Annotated in this window: 13 protein-coding genes and 1 tRNA gene; 4 read left to right on the top strand and 10 right to left on the bottom strand. The window is 37.9% G+C overall.

The window, feature by feature from the left end:
- Nucleotides 1–59: 59 nt before the first annotated feature.
- From infB to rimP, 3 genes are all read right to left on the bottom strand, one after another.
- A complete protein-coding gene (gene infB, locus NOX80_RS05585) occupies nt 60–2,966 on the bottom strand; it encodes a translation initiation factor IF-2 (protein ID WP_256552328.1) in 2,907 nt (968 codons plus the stop codon).
- 62 nt (nt 2,967–3,028) lie between these two features.
- The gene (gene nusA, locus NOX80_RS05580) at nt 3,029–4,273 is read right to left on the bottom strand and encodes a transcription termination factor NusA (RefSeq protein WP_256552327.1); all 1,245 of its coding nucleotides are present in this window, start codon (nt 4,271–4,273) and stop codon (nt 3,029–3,031) included.
- A gap of 13 nt (nt 4,274–4,286) precedes the next feature.
- Nucleotides 4,287–4,751, bottom strand: coding sequence for a ribosome assembly cofactor RimP (gene rimP / locus NOX80_RS05575; protein ID WP_256552326.1), 465 nt, complete (start codon nt 4,749–4,751; stop codon nt 4,287–4,289).
- Between the two features lie 181 nt (nt 4,752–4,932).
- On the opposite strand from rimP, the gene NOX80_RS05570 reads away from it, so the two are divergent.
- Nucleotides 4,933–5,757 (top strand): universal stress protein, encoded by an 825-nt coding sequence (locus NOX80_RS05570; protein WP_256552325.1) that lies wholly within the window; start codon nt 4,933–4,935, stop codon nt 5,755–5,757.
- Nucleotides 5,758–5,814: 57 nt separating this feature from the next.
- On the opposite strand, the gene NOX80_RS05565 is transcribed toward NOX80_RS05570, so the two are convergent.
- The 3 genes from NOX80_RS05565 to NOX80_RS05555 all read right to left on the bottom strand — a co-directional run bounded on the left by NOX80_RS05565 (nt 5,815) and on the right by NOX80_RS05555 (nt 7,356).
- The gene (locus NOX80_RS05565; protein ID WP_256549712.1) at nt 5,815–6,666 is read right to left on the bottom strand and encodes an IS3 family transposase; all 852 of its coding nucleotides are present in this window, start codon (nt 6,664–6,666) and stop codon (nt 5,815–5,817) included.
- Between the two features lie 14 nt (nt 6,667–6,680).
- Entirely contained in the window at nt 6,681–7,109 is a 429-nt protein-coding gene (locus tag NOX80_RS05560) for a hypothetical protein (protein ID WP_256549711.1), read from the bottom strand.
- 176 nt (nt 7,110–7,285) lie between these two features.
- Nucleotides 7,286–7,356, bottom strand: a tRNA-Gln gene (locus NOX80_RS05555).
- A 166-nt stretch (nt 7,357–7,522) separates the two neighbouring features.
- On the opposite strand from NOX80_RS05555, the gene NOX80_RS05550 reads away from it, so the two are divergent.
- Nucleotides 7,523–10,726 (top strand): glycosyltransferase family 117 protein, encoded by a 3,204-nt coding sequence (locus NOX80_RS05550; protein WP_256552324.1) that lies wholly within the window; start codon nt 7,523–7,525, stop codon nt 10,724–10,726.
- A 58-nt stretch (nt 10,727–10,784) separates the two neighbouring features.
- Nucleotides 10,785–11,426: a polysaccharide deacetylase family protein gene (locus NOX80_RS05545; protein WP_256552323.1), complete on the top strand. Its 642-nt coding sequence runs from the start codon at nt 10,785–10,787 to the stop codon at nt 11,424–11,426.
- Here NOX80_RS05545 and NOX80_RS05540 read toward each other — a convergent pair.
- The 3 genes from NOX80_RS05540 to NOX80_RS05530 form a co-directional block, all read right to left on the bottom strand.
- Nucleotides 11,423–11,719, bottom strand: a complete 297-nt coding sequence (locus tag NOX80_RS05540; protein WP_256552322.1) for a thioredoxin family protein — start codon at nt 11,717–11,719, stop codon at nt 11,423–11,425. The genes NOX80_RS05545 and NOX80_RS05540 overlap by 4 nt on opposite strands.
- A gap of 74 nt (nt 11,720–11,793) precedes the next feature.
- Nucleotides 11,794–13,023 carry a metallophosphoesterase gene (locus tag NOX80_RS05535; protein WP_256552321.1) on the bottom strand — a complete coding sequence of 410 codons (1,230 nt, stop codon included), beginning with the start codon at nt 13,021–13,023 and terminating at the stop codon, nt 11,794–11,796.
- A 76-nt stretch (nt 13,024–13,099) separates the two neighbouring features.
- On the bottom strand, nt 13,100–14,581 hold the full coding sequence (locus tag NOX80_RS05530; RefSeq protein ID WP_256552320.1) for a hypothetical protein: 1,482 nt from the start codon (nt 14,579–14,581) through the stop codon (nt 13,100–13,102).
- 437 nt (nt 14,582–15,018) lie between these two features.
- On the opposite strand from NOX80_RS05530, the gene NOX80_RS05525 reads away from it, so the two are divergent.
- Entirely contained in the window at nt 15,019–17,619 is a 2,601-nt protein-coding gene (locus tag NOX80_RS05525) for an FG-GAP-like repeat-containing protein (RefSeq protein WP_256552319.1), read from the top strand.
- Between the two features lie 63 nt (nt 17,620–17,682).
- Here the strand turns inward: NOX80_RS05525 and NOX80_RS05520 are convergent, their stop codons facing one another.
- Nucleotides 17,683–17,868: a hypothetical protein gene (locus NOX80_RS05520; RefSeq protein ID WP_256552318.1), complete on the bottom strand. Its 186-nt coding sequence runs from the start codon at nt 17,866–17,868 to the stop codon at nt 17,683–17,685.
- Nucleotides 17,869–17,950: the final 82 nt, after the last annotated feature.

Below are 17,950 nucleotides of genomic sequence, written 5' to 3'. Positions count from 1 at the left end.
TGCAGGGCTTTTCTTTTTTTTTACACCTGACAGACTCTGAAAATCTGTCAGGCATTTTATTATTTCAGTTTCTTCTTCACTTCCACTTCCTGGAAACCTTCGATAAGGTCATATTCTTTAATATCATTGTAGTTCTTGATCTGAATACCACAATCATACCCTTTCGAAACTTCTTTTACATCATCTTTGAAACGTTTCAATGTCGCTAATTCTCCAGTGTAAATTACCACACCTTCGCGAATAAGACGGATTTTCGAGTTTCTGAAGATTTTCCCATCTGTAACCATACATCCGGCAATTGTACCCACTTTCGAAATTTTGAACGTCTCACGAATTTCAGCTGTACCGGTAATTTCTTCTTTCATTTCCGGTGACAACATACCTTCCATTGCATCTTTCAAGTCGTCGATAGCATCGTAAATGATTGAGTAGTTACGGATATCGATTTCTTCTTTATCAGCCAACTGTTTTGCACTTCCTGAAGGACGAACGTTAAATCCGATAATAATCGCATCAGAAGCCGAAGCTAACAATACATCCGATTCTGTAATCGCACCAACTCCTTTATGAATGATACGGATTTGGATTTCTTCAGTTGACAATTTAGAGAAGGAATCTGATAATGCTTCCACAGATCCATCCACGTCCCCTTTAAGGATAATATTTAATTCTTTAAACTGTCCTAAAGCGATACGACGTCCGATTTCAGCAAGTGTAATGTGTTTCTGAGTACGAACTGACTGCTCACGTAACAATTGCGTACGTTTTGCTGCAATTTGTTTTGCTTCACGCTCGTCTTCAAATACACTAAATTTATCACCCGCAGTCGGCGCACCGTCTAAACCTAAGATTGAGATTGGTGTAGAAGGTCCTGCTTCTTTAATGTTATGCCCTCTTTCATCATGCATCGCTTTCACTTTACCATGATGTTTACCAGCCAATACATAATCTCCGATACGTAATGTACCCGCCTGAACCAATACTGTCGACACATATCCGCGTCCTTTATCCAGGAATGCTTCTACTACCGTTCCAACAGCCGGTTTATTAGGATTTGCTTTAAGATCCAGGATTTCAGCCTCAAGTAATACTTTTTCAAGTAACTCTTTAACTCCTAATCCGGTTTTAGCCGAAATATCATGTGATTGGTATTTACCACCCCAGTCTTCAACAAGAAGGTTCATACCTGCTAATTTTTCTTTAATTTTCTCAGGATTCGCTGTTGGCTTATCCACTTTATTGATTGCAAAAATCAATGGTACTCCAGCAGCCTGCGCGTGACTAATCGCCTCTTTTGTTTGCGGCATGATATCATCATCGGCAGCGATTACGATAATAACAATATCGGTAACCTGCGCACCACGTGCACGCATCGCTGTAAACGCCTCGTGACCCGGTGTATCTAAGAATGCAATACGCTGACCGTTATCTAATTTCACTCCGTACGCTCCGATGTGCTGTGTAATACCTCCGGACTCTCCTGCAATTACATTCGTTTTACGAATGTAATCCAGTAAAGATGTTTTACCGTGGTCAACGTGACCCATTACTGTTACAATCGGCGCACGGAATTCCATATCTTCCGGTCTATCTTCCACTACTTCGATGGTTTCTTCGATATCAGTAGTAATAAATTCTACTTCATAACCAAACTCATCTGCAACAATCGATAATGTTTCAGCATCAAGACGTTGGTTCATCGTTACCATGATACCCAACGACATACAAGTTCCGATAACTTTAGTAATCGGCACATCCATCATGGTTGCAATTTCACCTACGGTAACGAATTCCGTTACTTTAAGTACTTTGCTTCCTTCTTCGATCGCTCTTTGCTCATCATCCGATTTCTGACGGTGTGATTCTCTTTTATCTCTTCTGTATTTTGCCGCTTTGGATTTACTTCCTTTACCTTGAAGTCTTTCCAAAGTTTCTTTGATTTGGTTTTTAACCTCTTCCTCTGTCGGCTCTACTTTAGAAACAATAGCCGGACGGTTTCCTTTCTGGAATCCCGGTTTATTATTCCCGAATTTAGGATTATTTCCTCCACCCTGGCGATTGTTATTATTACCACCTTGTTGCGGATTGTTTCCTCCCTGTTGACCTCCAGGAGTACCCGGTTTAGGCGGAATACGCTTTCTCTTGTTCTTAGCGTTATTATTGTTGTTATTATTCGAATTCTGACCCTGACCGGCATTATTGGAATTATTTCCAGTATTCGGTTTATTGTTGTCTTTTTTGAACTCTTCTTTTTTCTTTTTCGGCTTTTCAAACTGTGAAAGGTCAATCATTTGTCCGGTAAAAGTAGTACCTGACAATTTTTGGTATTGTGTTTCAATACGCACTTCTTCCCCAGTCGCCGGTTCAGCCGCTGCCTCTGTTTTAACAGGAGCCGGTTGTTTTTCCACTTTTTTCTCAGGAACCACCTCTTTAGGCTCTTCTGCCACAACAGGAGCTGCTACCGGTGCAGCTGCCGGAACAGGATCCGGAGTAACTTCAGGTGTTTTCTCAACAACTTTTTCCTCCACGACCGGTTTCACTTCCGGAGCCGGTATAATTTCCTCTACCTCTGAAGAAGGTTTTTCGGTAACAGATTCCGTTTTTTTAGGGTTCAGGTCAATTTTACCAACAGCTTTCGGCCCCGATAACGAGACTTTCGCTTTAATTACATCCTGACGTTGTTTTTCTTCCTCTTTGCGTTTTTCTTCCATCTCTCGCTCTCTTTCCACCCGCAACGCTTCTTTTTCCTTTTTCTTTTCCTCACTCACCTCCAAAGAAGCCACTTTTTTTCCTTTATCAGCAGAGAATTGACCGCACAAGATAGAATATTCCTCATTAGAAATTTTAGCGTTCGGACTGGATTCAATTGTATATCCTTTTTCTTTCAAATAGTCCACAGCCCTATCCAGAGAAATGTTTAATTCCCTTAAAACCTTGTTTATTCTTATTACTCTTTCTTCAGACATATAATCTTTTTAATATTATCGTAATGCGTGTGTGTTGTTGTTAGTTTGTGCTATTCCTGTATTTAATCTTCGAATTCTTCTTTTAAGATTCGGACAACTTCCAAAATAGTTTCTTCTTCAAGGTCAGTTCTTCTCACTAAATCGGCCACATCCTGATTTAAGATACTTCTCGCCGTATCCAATCCGATTTTAGCAAACTCCTCGATAACCCATCCTTCGATCTCATCAGAGAACTCTGTTAATTCAACATCATCCTCTTCTTCCGGAGCATTTCCTTCACGGATCACATCCAATTCATATCCGGTTAACTGTCCGGCTAATTTAATATTATGTCCGCCACGACCGATTGCTTTAGAAACCTCCTCCAGTTTCAGGAACACTTCAGCCGATTTGTTCTCTTCATCAATTTTAACAGAAGATACTTTTGCAGGACTCAACGCTCTGGTAATATACAATTGCGTATTAGCCGTATAATTGATTACATCAATATTTTCATTACCTAATTCACGAACGATTCCATGAATACGTGATCCTTTCATTCCGACACACGCTCCAACCGGATCAATTCTGTCATCATACGAATCAACAGCAACTTTTGCTTTTTCACCCGGAATACGCACCACTTTTTTCACAGTGATCAATCCGTCGAAAACTTCCGGAATTTCCTGTTCGAATAATTTCTCCAGGAATTTTTCAGATGTTCTGGACATGATGATCTGTGGTTTGTTTCCTTTCAACTCCACATTTTCAATGATTCCGCGTACGTTATCTCCCTTACGGAAGAAATCAGACGGAATCTGTTTTTCTTTAGGCAACACGATTTCATTTCCTTCATCATCCACAAGGATAACAGCTTTCGGACGAACGTGGTGCACTTCTGCCGTGTAAATATCGCCAATTAAATCTTTAAATTGCTTATAAAGATTGGTATTATCGTGTTCGTGAATTTTAGAAATCAGATTTTGACGCAATGCTAAAATAGCTCTTCTTCCTAATTGAATTAATTTTACTTCTTCCGACACTTCTTCACCCACTTCGAAATCCGGCTCAATTTTACGAGCCTCTGACAATGAAATTTCCGAGTTAGGATCTTCCACTTCACCATCGGCTACCACCACACGGTTTCTCCAGATCTCCATATCCCCTTTGTCAGGATTTATAATAATATCGAAGTTATCATCCGAACCATATTTCTTCTTCAATGCATTTCTAAACACATCTTCTAAAATTGCCATTAAGGTAACTCTGTCGATTAGTTTATCGTCTTTAAATTCTGAAAACGATTCGATTAATGCAATATTTTCCATGCAAACTTTTTATTTAAAATGTTATTATAACAATTGCTTCCTTGATATCCGAATAAGGGATTTCTACTTTTTTCTGTACTGTTTCTTTCCCTTTACCAATTTGCTTTGGTTCTCTGGCTTTCCATTCCAAAACAACAAATTCATCATTGGCATCTGTTAGTTCCGCTTCGATTTTCTCGGTTGCGGTTGTTACTTTCAGTTTTCTTCCGATATTCTTTTTGTATTGTCTCGGGATTTTCAACGGACTGGTTGCTCCTGCCGAAGCCACTTCCAGTGAAAAATCCTGTTCTTCCCGATCCAGATTATGCTCTATAGCCCGGCTGATATCAATACAATCCTGAAGATTCACACCGTTATCACCGTCTAAAGTTACAATAATTTTGTAAGTATCGGTAATTGTTAAATCAATTAAAAAAAGAGACGGCTTTTGAGACAACCCCTCATCCAGCAACGCGCTAACTTTATCTTTAAATGCCATATTAGTATAAAAAGAGGGGACCTACTGCCCCCTCATTATTTAGTTCATTAATAAATAACGGCGCAAATATAGTATATTTTTTTTAATTATTGAAAATCAATTGTGTATTGTAATTTAATTTCCTATCTTTATAAATGACATTTATAACAAATAAAACACCAAAAAACACACATCCATTATTATGAAAAAAATTTTAGTCCCGACCGATTTTTCCGATCACGCAGAATACGCCCTTAAAGTAGCGGCTCAAATTGCCAGAAAAAACAACGGAGAAATCGTTTTACTCCACATGCTTGAATTACCTCAGGAAGGAAGTGATGCTATTGGAAGCGGACATGATATTCCGGAAATCATCTTCTTCAAAAGAAAGGCTGAAGAAAAACTTGACGAAATTGCCAATTCTTCTATATTATCCGGAATCAGCGTTACCCAAATCATCAAACTTGAAAAAGCTTTTGACGGTATTCTTGATATCACCGGAAAAAATGAAATCGACCTGATCATTATGGGTTCTCACGGCGCTAACGGCTTTAAGGAAATGTTCATCGGATCCAATACTGAAAAAGTAGTACGCCATTCTGAAATCCCTGTACTGGTAATCAAAAAAGACGCCGACAATTTCGAGGTTAATAATTTCGTATTTGCTTCCGACTTTACTGATGAAGCCAAAAAACCATTCCGAAAAGTAGTAGAATTCGCCAATGAATTCAATGCTAAAATTCACTTATTAATGGTTAACACCCCCAACAACTTTAAATCAACTTCAGTTGCCGAAAAAATGATAGCCGACTTTATCGCCTCTTTTGACATCAGCAACTACTCCACACATATCTATAACGATGTAAACGTAGAAAAAGGAATTTTACACTTTGCTAAAAGCGTTAATGCCGACCTGATCGGTATCAGCACACACGGCAGAAAAGGACTTGCTCACTTCTTTAACGGAAGCATCAGCGAAGATTTAGTAAATCATGCCAAACGCGCCGTTGTAACTTTCAAAATATAAGAACATGACTAGTCCTAAAATAACGATACAGGATTAATACTAGTAAAAATAGCTTTTTTAGACAGAAGTAGCTTCCGAGTTACTTCTGTTTTTTGTTTTATAAGTTTTTATTTTAATACTTCTTTGTAAATGCATTTGATTAGGTGTTAGCATATAGTTTGACCAATGTGGTCTAATCTGGTTATATTTTTTAATAATCTCATCTATGAGTTTCTTCATTAAATATAGTTCAAGATGATAGGTATCAATTCTAAACTCTTGTTTTAATATTCCGTTTATTCTTTCAGCCACTGCGTTTTCATACGGATCTGAGTTTTGTGTCATACTGCATTTTAGACTGTATTTCTTTAATAAATACTGATACTCATCCGAACAATATTGTATTCCCCTGTCTGAATGATGTATCAATGATTCAGACTTAAATATCCTATTCTTACGAGCCATTTTTAAGGCTCTGATACAGCCTTGTGTACTGAGAGAATCAGATACATCATATCCCATTATCTTTTTTGAATAGGCATCAGTTATTAAACTCAGATAACAAGGCTTTTCTCGTTTTCCAATATAGGTGATATCTGATACCCACACTTGTTCCGGGCTTGTAATATCCAGCTCTTTTATCAAGTTAGGATGTTTTCTAAAACGATGGTGTGACCATGTGGTAAGATGATAACTCCTTTTGGGGTGTATCAATAAATGATTAGCTTTTAAAATAGAAAAAAACTTATCTCGGCCTACTTTTAATGCTTTAAGTTCAGTTATAAGAATATGATACAGTTTACGTGTTCCTAACCGAGGTTGAGCTATACGTTGCTCTTTTACAAGTGTTACAACCTGTTCTGCCAAGGTTCTTCTGAATTTAGCGCGCTTAATACTTCGATAATAAACCTGCCTGTTTATCCCGAACAAACCACAGGTAAAACTTATGTTTTCCTGCCTTTTTTGACTAAAGGATTGGATTGTCCGGGAGGTAAGTTTTTTCGAATATCGATATTGTATTCCTTTTCCGCAAGGTCTATCATCATATCAAAAATAATAGCTTTAGAATCAGAAATATGGTTTTGTTTTTCAAGCTGAGCTTTCTGCTTTTCCAAAAGTTTTACCTTGGCTTCAAGCTCCATAATTCGTTGTTCTGGTGTCTTTGGCATATTTGATGGTGTTTGGTTCTCCCAATCAAAGTTACCATATTTTCTGAGCCAATTCACAACTGTGGACCGTGCCTGGATACCATATTTCTTCTGGGCTGCATAAGTTGACAATTCTCCCGATTCAATTTCCTTTGTAATCTGAATCTTTAAACTTAAGGAGTAGTCTTTTTGGGTACGTTTAACATAAGTGGTTTGTTTTTCCATAATAACGCTTTTTTTTGTATCGTTATTTCAGGACGAGACAACAACACCAAATAAAAAACCTCTCCGTTTCCGAGAGGTTTTTTTCTTATACTCTTTGACCGAAAAAATCGCCAACTAATTCTTTTAAAACTCAATTTACACAATAAAAAAAGTCCCTCAAAATTGAGAGACTTTTGTTGACCCACTAGGACTCGAACCTAGAACGACTGAACCAAAATCAGCTGTGTTACCATTACACCATGGGTCACTAAAACCGGCATCATTTCTGATTTCCGAGTGCAAATGTAGGACAATTTTTTTACAATGCAAGCTTTTGATAAAAAAATATTAAAAAAATATTTTCAGTCCTCTTTCTCCAAAAAAATAGTTTCTTTGTAAAAGATTTAATACACAAAAAAATACACTGGTATTATATGGTAACATTTAATTTCAAAAAGTGGAACACGATCTTAGGATGGTTCACATTTGCAATCGCCTTAATCACTTATTCACTCACCGTAGAACCGTCATTAAGTTTCTGGGATTGTGGTGAATATATTGCAACTTCAGCTAAACTGGAAGTAGGTCACCCGCCGGGAGCCCCTTTATTCCAGATGATCGGAGCTTTCTTTGCAATGTTTGCAACAGGACCGCATAAAGTTGCCTTGATGGTAAATATGATGTCGGTATTCTCAAGTGCCTTCACCATTTTATTTATGTTTTGGTCGATGACCCTAATATTGAAAAAAATTGTTTCCAGCTATTCCGAATTCAATGCAAGCAATGCTATTGTTGTACTAGGAAGTGCATTTGTAGGCTCATTAGCTTTTACTTTTTCCGATAGTTTCTGGTTTAGTGCTACTGAAGCCGAAGTATACGCCATGGCTTCTTTATTTATTGCCGTATTATTCTGGCTTGGATTGCGCTGGGAAGAAGACATGCACAAACCGCGTGGTAATCGTTGGCTTTTATTAATCTCCTTAATGATCGGTTTATCATTCGGAGTTCACTTTATGGCTTTATTAACGATTCCGTCATTAGGATTACTTTATTATTTTAAGAACTACAAAACCGTTACCGTTAAAAACTTTATCATCGCCAACATTATCATTGTTGTGATTCTGTTTTTCGTTTTCAAGTTCTTATTACCTTACACCCTTGCCTTTTTCGGAAAAATGGAAATCTTTATGGTGAATTCATTAGGATTGCCGTTTAACTCCGGAACCATATTTGCCGCTTTATTGATTGTTCTTTTCTTTTATTTCGGTTTACGTTATACCCGCAAAAAAGAAAAACCACTATATAACACTTTACTTCTTTGTGTACTTTTCGTATTAATTGGTTTCTCAACCTGGTTGATGTTACCGATTCGTGCCAATGCAAATGTTGTTATCAACGAAAACAGACCTTCGGATGCTGCCGAGGTGTTAGCTTACTATAACCGTGAACAGTACGGTGAACAAAAAACATTCTACGGACCGCTTTTCACAGAAGGTTATGTAGGATTGGATGAAGAGAATCCGTATCAGGATGAAAAACCAAACTACGAACGGGATTACAAAACCGGTACTTATAAAATCGTAAACAATTACGTTAATGCCCGTCAAAATACCAGTGACGATCAAAAAGGCTTTCTTCCGAGAATGTGGAGTACCGATAATGCGGTAAACTATATGACATTTACCAGTCCTGTAAAATTCACTATTAATCCGGAATATTCACACGAGGATGAATTAGTACAGATTGTTTCGGAATTCCGTAATGCATTCAGCAGCGGAAAGATAGGATTAGAAGAATATGATAAATTCCTAAAATCATATGGTGAATACCTGATCATAGAAAAACCATCTTTTGCAGAGAACATGAAATTCATGTTCGAATATCAGTTTGGTTATATGTACTGGCGTTACCTTATGTGGAACTTTACCGGTCGTCAAAACGACATACAAGGTAAATACGACACACAAAACGGAAACTGGATCAGCGGTATCAAATTTATCGATGAAATCCGTTTAGGATCGCAAGACAACTTACCGTCTGATGTACTTAACAACAAGGCTCGTAATACTTATTTCTTCCTGCCTTTTATTTTAGGAATTATCGGAATGGTTTTCCACGCTAAAAAAGACCTGAAAAGCTTTTATGTTTTATTGGTATTATTCCTGTTTACCAGTTTAGCCTTAAAAGTATTCCTAAACGAACGTCCTTTTGAACCACGTGAACGAGATTATGCATTGGTAGGATCGTTCTATATTTTCGCCATGTGGCTTGGATTCGGTGTTTATGCAATTTATGACGGAATTAAAAAATATTTACAACCGAAAATAGCCGGCCCGGTTGTTATCACAGCTTGTCTACTGGCAGCTCCGGTATTAATGGCCAAAGAAAACTGGGATGACCATGATCGTTCTAATCGTTACACTGCTGTTGCAATGGCTAAAGCGTATCTGGATTCCTGCGAACCGAATGCTATTTTATTTACTATCGGAGATAACGATACCTTCCCGCTTTGGTACGCCCAGGAGATTGAAGGTTACCGAACTGACGTAAGAATTGTAAATACACAGTTATTAACGCAAGACTGGTATATCGATCAGATGAAATCAAAAGCATATGATTCTGATCCGTTACCGATTTCATTTACACACGACCAGTATGTAAAAGGAAAACGCGATTATATGTTCTTCCAGGAGTTAACCAAAGAGCGAATCGATATCAAACAATTTATCGATTTCATTAAGAGTGATGATGAGAGAACCTTGTTTACGATCCCGAGAAGCGGTCAGAAGATCCATTTCTATCCGACAAATAAGATTACCATTCCGGTAAACAAAGAAACTGTAATCAAAAATAAAGTTGTTACGCCAGCCTTAAATGATTCGATTGTAGCTAACATTGACCTTGAGATCAAAGGAAGTGCCTTATACATTCACCGTTTAATGATGTTGGATATCGTTTACAACAACAATTGGAAACGTCCGATTTACTTTACCGGAGGAAGCTTTGGCGATGATGATTATATCTGGATGAAAGATTACCTGGAATTGGATGGAATGGTATACAAACTAATTCCGGTAAAAACACCACTTCCAAAAGATGGCAGTCCATTAGATATGGGTTATATCGACACAGAAAAAATGTACAAAATTGTAATGTCATGGGATTGGGGCAATAGTGGTGATCCGAGAGTTTATCACGATCCTGAAACCCGTAAAAACAGTATTTCATACCGTACAAATCTGGCTCGTCTGACAGAAAAATTAATTGAAGAAGGCAAAAAAGACAAGGCTAAAAACATTATTGATTTGGCTATGAAAAAAATGCCTATCGATCAATTCGGATTCTATACGTTCGTAGAACCGTTTGCATCCGGTTATTATGAAGTAGGCGAACAAGCAAAAGCACGTGATATCCTGAATAAGCTTTCTAAAAAATACCAGGAAAACCTGACGTATTACAAAGGATTAAAAGCGACAGAACAAAACGATATGTATGTTGATATCGTAACCGATATTGAACGTTATCGTGCGCTACTAGATATCATGAAGCGATACGACAAAGATTTCTTCAACACGAATAAAACGAAGTTCAACAGCTATAACAAAATGTTTGAACGATTCGGTAGAGATATGGAATAATAAAAAACAAGATATGCCCGTGATTCATGGGCATATTCTTTTTTATAACAGATTATAAATGAGCTTCTGGGTAAAAACCAATAACATTGTCAAAAGGATATTTTTTAATCAGGTATGGGATATTCCCAATACCCAAAACACCATATACCTTACTTTTGATGACGGTCCGACTCCTGAAATCACGGAATGGGTATTAAACATTCTGGACAGCCATGCTATTCCGGCTACATTTTTCTGCATCGGAAACAATATCGACAAACATCCGGATATTTTTAAAAAAGTAATTGCACACGGACACCGTATCGGCAATCACACCTACAACCATTTAAAAGGATGGAAAACAAATAATGACGAGTACATTCGCAATACAAAAGGCTGCGAAGAAGCCATTATAAAACATTCAGAAGGCAAAATAAACACCAGACTATTTCGTCCGCCTTACGGCAAAATAAAGCCATTACAATCCCGTTTACTACGGAAGCAAGGCTATCAAATTATTATGTGGGATGTAATTAGTATGGATTATGACAAAACCGTCACACCGGAAGAGTGTATTCAAAACGTAATTCAAAATGCCCGTCAGGGAAGTATCATCGTATTTCACGATAGCCAGAAAGCATTTCAAAACCTTGAACACGCATTACCGAAAGCCATCCAAGGTTTAAAAGAACGTGGCTTCCGATTTGACGTATTACCTTAGTATTGTTCCTGAACAAGCGCTATTATTGTATTCGCATCCAGTTCACCGGATTGACGCCATACCATTTGCCCTTCTTTATAAATCATTAATGTCGGCAAACCTTTTATTCGAAGTGCTTCAGCCAGTTCCTGGTTTTTATCCACATCAATTTTTATCACTTTCGCTTTATCTCCTAACGCAGCCGCAACATCCCTAATAACCGGATGCATGGAAACGGAAGGTTCGCTCCAATCAGTGTAAAAATCGATCAATACCGGTACTTGTGCATTGATAAGTTCTCCAAATTTTGACATAGCTTTCAAGTTTAAAATCTTTAAATAAGCTTTATACGATCAATTATCTATACAAATGTAGCATTTTTAACGAATTACGCTACTTTTTCGCCTTTTTTTAGTTCGATAACTGTAATTTCCGGCCATATTCCGACACGGCCCGGATAAGCATGAAATCCGAATCCGCGGTTCACATAAATATATTTCCCCATTTCTTCGTAAAGTCCCGCCCATTGTTTGTATACGTATTCTATTGGACTCCATTTAATTAGCCCCGGAATCTCAATTCCAAACTGCAAGCCATGTGTATGCCCGCTCAGCGTAAGATGAAAATGTTTGTCGTGTTTTTTCACTTCAGCATCCCAATGTGACGGATCATGACTCATCAGAATTTTAAAGTCCTTTTGACTCAATCCCTCCGAAGCTTTATGTAAATCGCCCGCTTGCCTGAATTTAACGCCCCAGTTTTCCACACCTACCAACGCAATTTCATCTGTTCCCTTTTTAATTTTTACATGCTCGTTCAGCAACAGCTTAAAATCAATTTGTCGGTGCAAATCTTTAATCGCCTTAAAATTGTCTTCTTTTGCTTTTTCCGAAGGCCAGTCGATATATTCACCGTAGTCATGATTCCCCAAAACAGAATATTTACCTAATGCCGGTGTATCAATTTTACGAAATGTATCCACCCACGGATGCATCTCATCGGCATGCGTATTCACAATATCGCCGGTAAACAGAATAATATCCGATTTTTGTTCATTAATCAGATCAATCGCATAACTGATCTTCTCCGGATCATCAAAACTTCCGCTGTGAACATCCGAAATCTGAGTAATGGTCGTTCCGTCAAAACTATCCGGAAGATCCGGGAAGAATATTGTTTGTCGTATTACTTTAAAATTATATTTTCCTTTTGTCATTCCGTATAACAATGATGTAAAAGGAATTAAAGCCACCATAAGTGCGACCTGGCTTACAAACTTCCGCCTTTCCGGGATGGCTTCTTTGATATTATCCGCTTGAGTAAAATAATTAATCGTAGTAGCAAATAAACGGTAAACATCCTCTGCTAATAAAATAATAGCAATAAGCAGTTTTGGGATTAGTGTTATTAACAGTAATCCCATTGTAAACAACGTTTGTTTTGTTTGTCCTACACTTCGGTCAAATTGCGAAAAGGAATAAATCAGATAAATAAATATTGCCAGGCTAACTACCTGGTACGTTATCAATATCCATCTTTCTTTGGTTATGGTTCGAAATGCCTGAAAAGCATACAACTCCACCAACAATAAAATTACGCCTATAAAAACTAATCGCATCGCATTAAATTAATAGACAAAGTAACAAAGAAAGCACATACCGACGGATTTCCATTAGCAATAATTTAACTATAGCTTATCGGATTGAAACACTGAACGACTTTACTGTAAAAGGTTGATTCCCTCCATTAAGTCGTTTTACCCATATCTCTATCGAATCACCACTGTCCAGCATCACTGTTCCCTGAACCGGAAAAGACTGTACATAACCCGCATTGGTATCGATAAAAGTTTCCGAAGCGGTTACTGCAGAAGTTCCTCCGGCTGCGGGAATTTTCATAATATAAAAGACATAAGTAGTATTGGTAGATCCTGTAATATCACCAAACGAGACAGCAGCATTTACGGTAAATATTCTTGATTTTCGTCCCTGATAGATCAGCCTGTTATTGGACGAAGTAAAGCGATACAGATTATTATTCGCCGTATTCGGTATATCCAGTTTCACTCCTGTTGTTGATGGCAGAGGAGTCGCCGATTGTGTCAATGTTCTGTCGTAGAAAATATTTCCGGTTGAAACCGCATCACCTTCCACCGGAATTCCGGAGCTGTTCACCACCCATCGATTATCGAAATTAAAACCGGTATAACTACCCGTTGTATATCGTTTTACATAAGTTCCTGCAGTTCCTGTTGTATAAAACACCACATCTTTTAAAAGCGCATCACCTGTTATTGTAGGATTAGATGACACATCGATTCCCGTTTTTCCGGAATTTACCACGCTAAAGCCACCTGCTCGCTGTAACATATTAAATGTACCTCTAAAAGTCTCGAAGGTTCCGGAATTGGTATCATGCCAACCCACATTGCTAATTAAAAGCTGGTTAATATTTTCATAGGCAATCCCGGTTGTATTTCCAACAAACTGAACAATACTTAAAAATACCAGACCGAAATTTTTAATATCACCCACAGCTCCGGAGCTTACAACCACACAATCACGAAAAACCAGATTCTGACTTGTTGTTCCGTTCAGATCAAAAACTCTTACTGTTGCCGACAGTGTCAAGTTCCGTATACTCCCGCCTGTAGCGCCGGTAAACATCGTTCCCGTACGGACAATCCTGTCATCATTTGTATCCAAACCGGCCAAATAAGCTCCGTTCAGTTCGATTGGTTTATCCAATGTGATCACACCATTAATTTCATACAGTGTATTGGCATTTAGCTTATAGGTAGTTCCACCGCCGGCAGTAGCTTCATCTGCCAGAACAGTCGCCAGCACATCTGTCGATTTAATTCTTTTAAAATTTAGCCTTCGGTCTGTATCACTCAGCATTTTAATCCAGGTCGTTGTTGGTAAGTCATAATAATAGTAGGCTTTATTATCCGTATCATACACCAATAATCCATTTGCAGGAGTTGTTATAGCAGTTCTTTGAGCCGTTGTCATCCTGGGCGTTAAAAGCCCTTTTGAAGTAGAGGTCAAATCCAAAAGCGAGCTTGCATTTGGCGTAGTGGTTCCTATTCCTACCTGAGCATTACTTAAAGTCGCATTCAAGCATAATATAAGAAACAGGAAACTTCTAAAGAATGTAATAGTTATTCTTTTCATGTCTAGATAAATTTGGGATAGTTGTTTATTGCAACTGAATTTAATACAAGCACACCTAAAAAACAACACCAAAAACCCACTTTAACATATAAAAAAACACAGATTTAACATTAAAAAATAATTATTCTTAAAACTTAAACACTTACGATAAATTATCAAAAAACGCAGTCACTTATTACAGTGCTTATTACACCATCAAAAAACGCAGACACTTTAAAAAATAACACTAAATACCATAGTTGTTATTTTTAAACAAAGCATCTCAACATTCTAAAATTATTATCGCTATTTTTTTTTCAATCATAATTCCTCCGTTAATTTTTTCAGCATTCACAAACATCAGCTCCTAAAAACTTCAAATAAATTCAAAAAAAACAATCATTTATTTTTATTTAATCTAAATAAATATATTTGCTGATAAATTATTCAAACCTATTATGAAGAAAATATACTTACTATTTACTCTGTTTTCTATAGCACAGGTAGACTGTAATGCACAATTACTTACGCCAAGTAACTCCGTTTTTACCGGGGCTTTTTATGGTGATTGTGTCGCAGCCGACTTTAATGGCGATGGAAAGAAAGAAATTCTGGTGTCCGGTGCACTACCGGGCTATGACGGTCATACCGCTTTGTACCAAATTCAAGACGGAATATACACACAAGTCAACTCAACTCCATTTACTCAGATCATGTACTCCGCTATAGGAACCGGAGACCTGAACAATGATGGTCATCTTGATTTTGCTATTACCGGTAACAGAACCGATACCGATGAACAAGTTTTCGAAATTTATTACGGAAACGGAAACAATACGTTTAATAAAGTTACGGTAGACAATATCCAACCTACTATTTACGGGGCTATTGAAATTGCCGACTTTGACAAGGATGGTCATATGGACATCCTGGTTAACGGAATGTTGGACAGCGGAGATAAAGTGACGAATATTTACCTTCAAACCGGCAATACCGGTACATTTACTATTTCTTCAGCTCAGCTTGCCGGAACTTACTTTAGCGCTGTAAAAGTCTTTGATGCCAATTCTGATGGTCTTCCGGACATTTTAGTAACAGGATACACCAATGCTTATGTTCCGGAAACTAAATTTTATTTAAATCAAGGGAACGGTGAATTCATCGGACACAACAGCGGTTTACAAAATGTTTATTTTTCGTCAATTGACACAGCCGACATCAATGGTGACGGTCATCAGGATGTATTAATATCCGGAATGAGTGACTCATTTGAACCGGTTCTTACTGCTTATATAAATGACGGGGCAGCTCATTTTATACCAACAGGTGCTGAATTTATAGGTACTTATTACGGCAGCTCTCGTTTTGTTGATTACAACAATGACGGACATCTGGATATCCTGTCGTTAGGATCTAATGCCGATGGTGATAACAAAGCGTTACTATACCGAAACAACGGTACGGGTGGTTTCTCAATTGATGTTGAAAATTCAAATTTATTAACACCCGTTACGATGTCCCGTGCACTTGTTTTTGATTATGACAATGATGGTGACACCGATATCTTCCTTATGGGCTATAAGGAAAATGATGTTGCTACAGCCCTATTATACACAAATAATTCCGTACAAAACTGTATTCCGGCTTATCAATATAATGCCGACAGTAACATGATTACCAATGTAACTTTCGGAACAATCAATAATACATCACCGTTTCAATCGGGAGCAACGCCTGTTTATGAAGATTTTACTGCAATCAGCACTACAGTAGCACAAGGACAAACCTATCCGATTTCGGTAAAAGGACCATCCAGTTCATTCCCTAGTGATGTAATGGTATATATCGATTTAAACCGAAACGGTAATTTTAATGATCCGGGAGAAAGTTTCTACATTGGTCAATTAGCACCTGCAAATCCGGCCAATGCAACTACAATTACAGCCAATATCACTATTCCGGCCAATGCCTCGGCCGGCGCAACTAAAATGCGAATCATTAAGAATACCAATGTTGCAGCGTTAAGCAATCCGAATGCGCCGAACAGTATTAATGATGCTTGTGATACGACTTTAAGAGCCGGTCAAACAGAAGATTATTCTCTTACAATCGTAGCAAGCAGCGGATGCAATCAGGAACCCGGAGAAGCTATCGGTTCTACAGGATGCGTAACTTTCACGTATCGTGGTCAAACGGTTACTTATACTACCGTTAGAGGAGCCGACAGAAATATCTGGATTCAGCAAAACTTAGGTAGTGCTGCTATTGCAACCTCATCAACCGATCAAACCGCATTTGGTGATTTATTCCAGTGGGGACGTTGGGATGACGGACATCAGTTACGTACTTCAACCACAGCGACTTCACCGGTAAACAATAATCCAACCGGTATTGGTGCCGGAAATCCGAATTATTATGTTTCTACTCCTGCATGGTGGAACGGAAATCAATTAACCGATACCTGGAGTACTGCTACACCCGCAGAGGTAACCAGTACAGATGGTTGTGATCCATGTCGTGCTTTAGGAGAAGGATGGAAAATGCCGAGTCAGACCGATTGGGAATCAATCGTAGAGAAAGAATTGATTACATCACCGGCAAAAGCATTCGACAGTAATCTGAAATTAACCGTAGGCGGAAACAGAGATACTACCGGAAGCTTTAACTTTACCGGACAACGTGGTTATTACTGGAGCCGTACTACGAGTTCCAGCGGAGCAAAAAACTTTTATTTCAGTAATGCGATAACCAATCCTTCTGCCGGAGGACCACGCGGACAAGGTGCTTCTGTTCGTTGTATGAAAGTTGGTACAACATTAAGCTTAAATAACAATCAGAAATCAAAATTCAACGTTTATCCGAATCCGACACGTTCAATAGTAAATATTGCAATAGAACAAACGGATATCAAAGTAAAATTATTTAATGCATTAGGTCAACAAGTAATAACAACTCAATCGAATACAATCGACATGAGTAATATGGCTAACGGTATTTATATTATACAAATACAAAGCGAAAACGGAGAAACTTACTCTCAAAAAATCGTAAAACAATAAGGTGTAAGGAAACATCTGAAATAAAAGAGGCCGGTAGATCACCGGCCTCTTGTTATTTTTCAACTATTTTTTTTCGGTTTTCATTTTTTGGTTGTCCATTTTGGCATCCCCTTTTTTTGCTTCTGCTTTTACCTCTGTTTTAGCATGATGTTCATGTTTTTTTGTTTTAACAGTTTTTGCAGGTTCTGTTTGAGCGAAAGCCATTGCTGTAGACACTACCATCACAGCAACTAACATTAATTTTTTCATGATTTCAAAGTTTTAATGATTAATTTATGAGTCAAAGTTATTCTCTGAAAATGAAGACAAAATGAAGATTTAGCCCTTTTTC

Source organism: Flavobacterium cerinum (genome assembly GCF_024496085.1).
Classification (GTDB): domain Bacteria; phylum Bacteroidota; class Bacteroidia; order Flavobacteriales; family Flavobacteriaceae; genus Flavobacterium; species Flavobacterium cerinum_A.
The sequence above is the reverse complement of the archived record's forward strand: the minus strand, read 5'-3'. Positions and strand labels throughout refer to the sequence as shown.

What these genes read in the sequence shown, in the direction of transcription:
- infB (WP_256552328.1), bottom strand. Translation starts at nt 2,966, where the DNA reads ATGTCTGAAGAAAGAGTAATAAGAATAAACAAGGTTTTAAGGGAATTA.
- nusA (WP_256552327.1), bottom strand. Translation starts at nt 4,273, where the DNA reads ATGGAAAATATTGCATTAATCGAATCGTTTTCAGAATTTAAAGACGAT.
- rimP (WP_256552326.1), bottom strand. Translation starts at nt 4,751, where the DNA reads ATGGCATTTAAAGATAAAGTTAGCGCGTTGCTGGATGAGGGGTTGTCT.
- NOX80_RS05570 (WP_256552325.1), top strand. Translation starts at nt 4,933, where the DNA reads ATGAAAAAAATTTTAGTCCCGACCGATTTTTCCGATCACGCAGAATAC.
- NOX80_RS05560 (WP_256549711.1), bottom strand. Translation starts at nt 7,109, where the DNA reads ATGGAAAAACAAACCACTTATGTTAAACGTACCCAAAAAGACTACTCC.
- NOX80_RS05550 (WP_256552324.1), top strand. Translation starts at nt 7,523, where the DNA reads ATGGTAACATTTAATTTCAAAAAGTGGAACACGATCTTAGGATGGTTC.
- NOX80_RS05545 (WP_256552323.1), top strand. Translation starts at nt 10,785, where the DNA reads ATGAGCTTCTGGGTAAAAACCAATAACATTGTCAAAAGGATATTTTTT.
- NOX80_RS05540 (WP_256552322.1), bottom strand. Translation starts at nt 11,719, where the DNA reads ATGTCAAAATTTGGAGAACTTATCAATGCACAAGTACCGGTATTGATC.
- NOX80_RS05535 (WP_256552321.1), bottom strand. Translation starts at nt 13,023, where the DNA reads ATGCGATTAGTTTTTATAGGCGTAATTTTATTGTTGGTGGAGTTGTAT.
- NOX80_RS05530 (WP_256552320.1), bottom strand. Translation starts at nt 14,581, where the DNA reads ATGAAAAGAATAACTATTACATTCTTTAGAAGTTTCCTGTTTCTTATA.
- NOX80_RS05525 (WP_256552319.1), top strand. Translation starts at nt 15,019, where the DNA reads ATGAAGAAAATATACTTACTATTTACTCTGTTTTCTATAGCACAGGTA.
- NOX80_RS05520 (WP_256552318.1), bottom strand. Translation starts at nt 17,868, where the DNA reads ATGAAAAAATTAATGTTAGTTGCTGTGATGGTAGTGTCTACAGCAATG.